The organism is Roseiarcus sp., from assembly GCF_052145395.1.
Classification (GTDB): Bacteria; Pseudomonadota; Alphaproteobacteria; order Rhizobiales; family Beijerinckiaceae; genus Roseiarcus.
This window is the reverse complement of record NZ_JBKQOT010000317.1, coordinates 1-7,485: the sequence shown is the minus strand read 5'-3', so window position 1 is coordinate 7,485 and position 7,485 is coordinate 1. Positions and strand designations below refer to the sequence as shown.

Genomic DNA, 7,485 nt, shown 5'->3' with positions numbered 1-7,485 from the left:
GCCTCACGCGCCCGAGGCAGAAGCTCGAGGCCGCTCATGCCCGGCATGTTGACGTCGGAGAGGATGAGAATGAGGCTTGCGCTATCCGCGGCGCCGACGCGCTCGAGGGCTTCGCGCGCCGACTGCGCGAACGCCATGGCGAAGCGCGAGGCGCGCAACTCCTTACGGAACTGCTGGCGGAAAAGCTCGGCGACGTCGGGCTCGTCGTCCACGACCAGGATCAGCGCATTCATGCCGCCGCCCCCGCGCGCGGGAGGACGAGGGTGAACTGGGTGAAGGCGCCCGGTTCGGTGATGACGTCGATGGTCCCGCCGTGCTGCTTGACCACGATGTCGTGGCTGAGCGACAGGCCGAGCCCGGTCCCTTCGCCCGCCGGCTTGGTGGTGAAGAACGGGTTGAACATTTTTGCTTTCACCTCGTCGGGAATTCCCGTCCCATTGTCGCGAATGGTGATCTCGACGCTGTCTCCCAGATCACGCGTCGAAGCCGTGATCGTCGGCTCATAAGGGCTGTTTCCCTCGCCCTGCTTGCGCTTCGTCGTCGCGTAAAATCCGTTGGAAATCAAGTTCAGCAGCACCCGCGTCATTTCCTGTGCATAAAGCTCCGCGGCGCCGGCGTTCTCGTCGAGCGATTTGGCGATCGTCACGTTGAAGCCGGGTTTTTCCGCCCGCGCGCCGTGATAGGCGAGGTTCAGCGCCTCCTCGACCATAGCATTGACGCTGACGCTGGTGCGCTCGCCAGATCCCTCGCGCGAGTGCAGCAGCATGTTTTTGACGATCGAGTCGGCGCGCTTGCCGTGTCCGATCACCTTGTCCAGGTTGGCGTCGATCGTACCGATCAGTTCGCTTACTTCATCCCGGTCGGCCTCGTCGAGCGGCGCCTTCTCCAGAACGCCGCGCAGTTCGTCCATCAGTTCGCGCGACAGCGCGGAGAAATTATTGACGAAATTGAGCGGATTCTTGATCTCGTGGGCGATGCCGGCGGTGAGCTGGCCGAGCGAGGCGAGCTTTTCGGACTGGATCAGCCGGTCCTGCGCCCTGCGCAGGTCGTCGAGCGAGGCCGCGAGCTCTTTCGTCCGCGCCTGGACCTCGTCGAACAGCCGCACGTTCTCCAGCGCGATGACCGCCTGGTCCGCGAACGTCTGGACGATCTCGACCTGGCGGTCGCTGAAATGTCCGGGCTCGTCGCGCGTCAGGATGATGGCGCCCTCCACCCCTTCCTTCCTGAGCAACGGCACCCCGAGCAGGGAGCGCACGTTGCTTGCGAGAGAACCCATCGGCACGACATATTCGGGGTCGGCAAGGCAATCGGGAATGCGCTCGACTTTGCCCGAAAGCAGCACGCGGCCCGCAATGGTTGAGCGTCCCGGTGTCGCGGGGTGATCCCTCAGATATTGGGCGAGCGCGCTCGTATGCTCGGCGCCGATCGTATCGCGGTAGCGGAAAACATCACCGTCGCGCACGCAGATCGTGCCCGTCAGGGCGCCGCCGAGTTCGACCGCGGAGGAAACCAGCGTATTGAACACCGCCTGCAGATCGAACGCCGAGCGGCTGATCACCTTCAACACGTCGGAGGTCGCGGTCTGCATTTGCAGCGCCTCGGTGAGATCGCGCGTTCGGGCCTGCACCTCGTCGAACAGGCGCGCGTTCCCGATCGCGATGACGGCCTGGTCGGCGAAGGTCTGGACGATCTCGATCTGGCGCGGCGTGAAATGCCCAGGCTCCTTGCGCGTCAAAACGAGCGCGCCCTCGATTCCGTCCTTGCCCAGTAGCGGGACGCCCAGCAGGGCGCGGGAGACTTGGCCATGCGCGCCGAGCGGCACGACATAGTCCGCGTCCTCTAAAACATCGGGAATCTCTTCCACCCTGCCCAACAGGAGCACGCGGCCGACAATCGACCCTCGCCCCGGCGTTGCGGGGTGCTCGGCCAGATATTGGCTCATAGCCACGCTGAGCCCGGGGCCGGCGTTGCCTCGATATTGGTAGACGTCGCCGTCGCGAACGCAAATCGAACCGCTGAACGCGCCGCAGAGATCGACGGCCGAAGCCGTTAACGTATTGAACACCGCCTGCAGATCGAACGCCGAGCGGCTGATCACCTTCAACACGTCGGCGGTGGCGGTCTGCATTTGTAGCGCCTCGGTCAGGTCGCGCGTGCGCGCCTGCACTTCGTCGAACAGGCGCACGTTTTCGATGGCGATGACCGCCTGGTCGGCGAAGCTCTGGACGAGTTCGACTTGTCGTTGGGTGAACGGCACAGGCGCGCTGCGCGCCAGCGCGAAGGCGCCGATAGGCTCGCCGCTGCGCATCAGCGGCACGCCAAGCATGGCCCGCACGTTTCCGATCCGCGCCTGATCCTTTTCCGCGTATTCCGGATCGCTCCAGGCGTCGGCAATGTCGACCGCCCGATTCTCCAACGCGACCCTCCCCACCAGCGTCCCGCGGCCGGGCCTGATCTCGGCCCTCTGCTCGTGCTCGCGATAGGCGGAATCGACATCCATCTGGCTCGCCGCGTATCGGTAGACGTCGCCGTGGCGGCGGAAGATCTGGCCATACTTCGCATCGCACAAGCGCACCGCCGACGAGATCAGTGTTTCGAGCACGGTATCGAGATCGAAGGCTGTTCGGCTAATCGCTTTGAGCACGTCGGCGGTCGCGGTCTGCTGTTGCAACGCCTCGGAGAGGTCGCGCGTGCGCGCCTTCACCTCATTGAACAGCCGCGCATTTTCGATGGCGATCGCGGCCTGATCGGCGAAGGTTTGGGTGAGCTTGATCTGGCTCTCGGTAAAGGGTTCCGGCTCCGGGCGTCCGAGGCTGAAGATTCCGACCAGCTCGCCTTCGCGCATCAGGGGAATCACGACGATCGCGCGATAGCCGCCCAATCTGGCGGTCGCCTCGTAGAGATAGTCGGGGTCGGTCCAGGCGTCGGAGAAATGTGCGACGTCGCCCGCGCGCGCGGTTCGGCGAGAGTGCAGAGGATAACGGACCGGGATCGGATTCTCACGCGCCTGGCGCTCGAACGGCTCCGGCAGGCCGAATTGCGCATCGAGCCGGCAAACGTCGCCATCCCGGAGGTGGAGAGTCGCCATAGGAGCGCGACAGAGTCTCGCAGCCGCCTCGAGAATGGCTGTCGTGGCCAGATTCAGATCGAACGCCGAGCGGCTGATGACCTTCAGCACCTCGGCAGTCGCGGTCTGCTGTTGCAGCGCCTCGGTGAGGTCGTGCGTGCGCGCCCGCACCTCGTCGAACAGGCGGACATTCTCGATCGCGATCACGGCTTGGTCAGCGAAGGTCTGGAGGAGTTCGATCTGGCGATCGTTGAACGGACGAACAGCTTTCCGCGTGATGACGAAGCCGCCAATCGGCTCGCCCGCGCGCATCAGTGGCGTCGAGAGCAGCGTCCGGTAGTCGCCACGGCGCTGATAGCCACTCTGGGTGTATTCGGGGTCAGCGAGAACATCGGGGATGTGAATCGACATTCGATCACGCCCGGCTCGCGTTATGCCCCCACTCGAGCCGGAAGGCAGCGGATTGGCTCTTGCGAAGGCCTCCATTTCGTCGCTGAAACCGTAATTCGAGACAAAATGATAGAGGTCGCCGCGCCGCTGAAAAATGGCCGCCCTGTCCCCGTCGCAGAGTTTCGTCGCCGAAGCGGTCAGTGTATCGAGCACAGCCTGCAGGTCGAACGCCGAGCGGCTGATGACCTTCAGCACGTCGGCGGTCGCGGTCTGCTGCGCGAGCGCCTCCTGCGTCTCGCGGAACATCCGCGCGTTCTGGATCGCGATCGCCGCCTGGTCGGCGAAGCTCTGCACGAGCGCGATTTCCTTTTCGGAAAACGGCTTGGCGGGTTTGCGGGAGACGACGATGGAGCCGACGCCGCGATCCTCCCACAGCATCGGCGCATAGAGCACCGACATGCCGCCCGCCTCCCGCAGCATGACCTTGAACCGGTCGGGCAGATCGGGCTTGTCGGCCAGATCGGGGAAGTGGACGGCGCGGCGCTCGGCGATGGCGAGGCCGGTCGAGCTTCCGGCAAGCGGCATGGCGTCCTTGCCCCAATCGCCGACGGGCCATCCGCGCTGCGCGACGCCGCGCACCATGTCGCCTTCGACCAGATAGACGGCGACCGCTTCGAGACCGACCAGGCGCTGGCAGGATTCGAGAATGGTCTCGAAGACCGGCGCGGCGTCCGAGACGGATCGGCTGATCACCTTCAGGACGTTGGCGGTCGCGGTCTGCCGCTCCAACGCCTCTTTGGTTTCGTTGAACAGGCGCACGTTCTGGATCGCGATCGCCGCCTGATCGGCGAAGCTCTGCAACAGCGCCTGCTCCCGCTCCGAAAAGGGCTTGGGCGGCGAGCGCACGACCAGAATCGAGCCGAGGCCGCGGTCCTCCGACAGCATCGGCGCATAGAGGAGCGAGGCGCTTCCGAGGCGCTCAGCGCGTTCGCGCACGGTCGGCGAGAGATCGGGCTCGGCCGCGAGGTTGGGGATGTGGTGCGTGCGGCGCTCGCGGATGATCCGCCCGGTGACGCTCTCGCCGACCGGCGTGACGTCGCGGAGGGCTTCCTGGCGCCTCGGGCCGCGCCAAGCCGCCGGCCGCACCATGTCGTCGTAGCCGATGGTGTAGATTCCGATCTCCTCGCTGCCGAACAGCCGCTGGCAGGCGTCGAGTATGGCCTCGAACACCGGCGCCGTGTCGGCGACCGACTTGCTAATCGCTCCCAGCACGTCGGCGGAAGCCTTCTGCTGCTCCAGGGCCTGCTGCGTCTCGTTGAAGAGGCTCGCGTTCTGGATCGCGATCACGGCCTGATCGGCGAAGGTGCGGAGCAGTTGCACATCGTCCGCAGCGAAGGCGCCCGACTCCCTGCGCGTGACGCTGATCATGCCGATGGCGCCATCGCTGCTCATCAGCGGCGTGAACAGCATGCTGCGGTATCTGCGCAATCGCGCCAGTTCCTTGATGACCGGCGGCACGCCCGATTCCGCCTCGGTGTCGATGAACTGCTGGGTATCGCCGCCGCGAACCAGCACGAACGGCGGGAAATCGGCGATCGGCCTCGGAAACGCGGCCTGAAGGGCTTCGTCCGCTACGGCGTTCGTCGGCGTGAACGCGACCAGATGGAGGGCTTCGCCGACGAAGCGAATAACGGTCGTCGAGAAGCCGCCGAGCAGGCGGTTGGCGCTCGCCGCGATCGCGTCGAACACCGGCCGCACGTCCGACGGCGAACTGGCGATGACCTTGAGAACCTCAGCCGTGGCGGTCTGCCGCTCCAGGGCCTCCTGAGTCTCGTTGAACAGGCGCGCGTTCTGGATCGCGATGGCCGCCTGGGCGGCGAAGGCCTGCACCAGCGCGATCTGCTTGTCCGTGAACGGTCGCACGTGGTCGCGAATGAGGGTGAAAATCCCGACGACCGCGCCGTCCTCGAACAGGGGCGCCAACAGCGCAGTGCGCATGTCGCCAAGTTCGACGCACGCGACGACGTACGGCGCCCGCTCCTGGTAGGCCCGGGTCGCCCTCAGGTCGTCGATATGAACGAAGGGCCTCCCGCGCCCGCTCCGGCCAAGGATGTCTGTAACCGGCAAGGGCGCGCGAAACACGTAGTCGAGGAAGGGTCGCGGGAGCGCGCTGCGGCTGCTGCCGACGACGCGCGCCATATCGCCCTCGACAAGCCAGAGGCCGCCTCCCGTCGCGTCACAAAAGCGAACCGCCTTTTCGAGGATCAAGTCGAACGCCGCGGCGAGATCGCCGGACGACGCGTTGATCGCCTGAAGCACCTGCGCGACCGCCGCCTGCTGCTCGCGCGCCTCGGCGAGTTCGCGTTCACGCTCGGCAAGCGCCTCGAGCAGGGCGTCCCGGGTCGGCTCCTCCGACGGAGAGCGGGCGCGCGTCGGCGGCGGTGGCGACGACGGCGCTGTGCGGCGGGCAGGCATCAGGCCGGAATCCACGAATGAACAGGGGAATCGGAGCATCGCGTCGATTCGACCCGATGGCAAGCGCGGCCGCATGCGATCTGGCCGGCCGCTTCGGGTAAAACTTGCGTTAGGGTCGCTCGGTCTGGCATTGAGCGCACTCGCCGCCGGAGGGGCATCCGCAATGAGAGTGGTTTTGATACTTGCCGCACTGCTCCTCGTGGCCGTGAGCGCGGCGGCCTTAGCGCCGGGGGCCGAGCCTTTTCGCCAAAACCTGTCGCTCGCCACGCTGGCGCTCGCGATTCTGGTCTTGATCGGGGCGTTTTGGCCCTCGCGCCAGAAGGCGCCCCCGCCGCTGCCGGCCGCCGCCGAACCGGCCCGCCCGGCGCCGGAACGGCCCCAAGCGAGCCGTGCAGACGCTGAAATTGTCCACTTTCTGGCGATGCTCCAGGAAAAAGGCCGGCTGGTCGATTTCCTGATGGACGATATCAACGCCTATGGCGACGCCCAGGTCGGGGCGGCCGCCCGGGTCGTTCACGCCGGATGCAAGGGCGTCCTATCGGAACATTTCTCAATCAATCCGGTACGCACGGAGCAAGAGGGCTCGACAATTCAGGTTCCCGCCGGGTTTTCAGCCGACCAGTATCGGCTGGTCGGCAGAATCGCCGGATCGGCGCCCTTCACCGGCGTGCTTGTCCACCGCGGCTGGAAGACGGATAGAGTAAAGCTGCCGCAGCTGCTCAGCGGCGCTGACGACCCGCTGCCCGCGATCGCTCCCGCGGAGGTGGAAGTGAAATGAAACCCCGCGGGAAGCGGCCCGACCGGCCCATCACTAGATCATCAGGACGCCAACTTCCATGACGGCTCGCTTCAGTCTCGGGATCGACCTCGGCACCAGCAATTGCGCGATGGCGCTCACCGATTTCGACGCCGATCGGACCGAGATCGTGCAGATCCCCCAGATCCTGGCGGCAAACCAGCTGGGCGAGAGGCCGACCCTCGCCTCCGCGCTGTACCTGCCGCATCCGGAGGAATTCCGGCCGGAATCGTTCGCGCTGCCCTGGGACGAGAGCGGAGAGCCGCGGATCGTCGGGCAATTCGCCCGCGACCATGGCGCCCTGGTTCCCGACCGCCTGGTAACGTCGGCGAAATCCTGGTTGTCGAACCCGCACATCGATCCGAAACAGCGCACGCTGCCCTGGCGGTCCGAGAGCGCAGAAGAAAGGCTCTCGCCGTTCGATTGCTCCCGCCTCTACCTGCAGCACCTCAAGGGCGCCTTCCTCCACGCCGCTGAGGCCCAGGGCCGGCCGTGGGACCTCGGCGACGGCCAGATCGTGGTGACGGTGCCCGCTTCATTCGACGAGGTCGCGCGAAGCCTGACCGCCGAAGCGGCCGAAGCCGCCGGACTGGGTCCCGTCACGTTGCTCGAGGAACCGCAGGCCGCCTTCTATGCCTGGGCCGCGCGCGCCGGCCGGCAATGGCGCGATGCGGTGACGCCGGGCGACATCATTTTGGTGTGCGACGTCGGCGGCGGCACCGCCGATTTCAGCCTGATCGCGGTGACCGACGTCGAT

General features: G+C 66.1%; 4 protein-coding genes. 2 read left to right on the top strand and 2 right to left on the bottom strand.

All coding sequences use genetic code 11. The features are described 5' to 3' along the window. Together ACLP25_RS10690 and ACLP25_RS10685 are read right to left on the bottom strand one after the other, a co-directional pair. On the bottom strand, positions 1–233 hold a 233-nt coding region (locus ACLP25_RS10690; RefSeq protein ID WP_442469175.1), incomplete at its 3' end, for a response regulator. Further along, the gene (locus tag ACLP25_RS10685; protein ID WP_442469174.1) at positions 230–5,932 is read right to left on the bottom strand and encodes a GAF domain-containing protein; all 5,703 of its coding nucleotides are present in this window, start codon (positions 5,930–5,932) and stop codon (positions 230–232) included. The genes ACLP25_RS10685 and ACLP25_RS10690, both read right to left, overlap by 4 nt. On the opposite strand from ACLP25_RS10685, the gene ACLP25_RS10680 reads away from it, so the two are divergent. Together ACLP25_RS10680 and ACLP25_RS10675 are read left to right on the top strand one after the other, a co-directional pair. Then, positions 5,916–6,710 (top strand): DUF2760 domain-containing protein, encoded by a 795-nt coding sequence (locus ACLP25_RS10680; RefSeq protein ID WP_442469173.1) that lies wholly within the window; start codon positions 5,916–5,918, stop codon positions 6,708–6,710. The two genes, ACLP25_RS10685 and ACLP25_RS10680, sit on opposite strands and share 17 nt — an antisense overlap. Before the next feature lie 58 nt (positions 6,711–6,768). After that, positions 6,769–7,485, top strand: a 717-nt coding sequence (locus ACLP25_RS10675) for an Hsp70 family protein (protein ID WP_442469172.1), incomplete at its 3' end; no start/stop codon positions are given.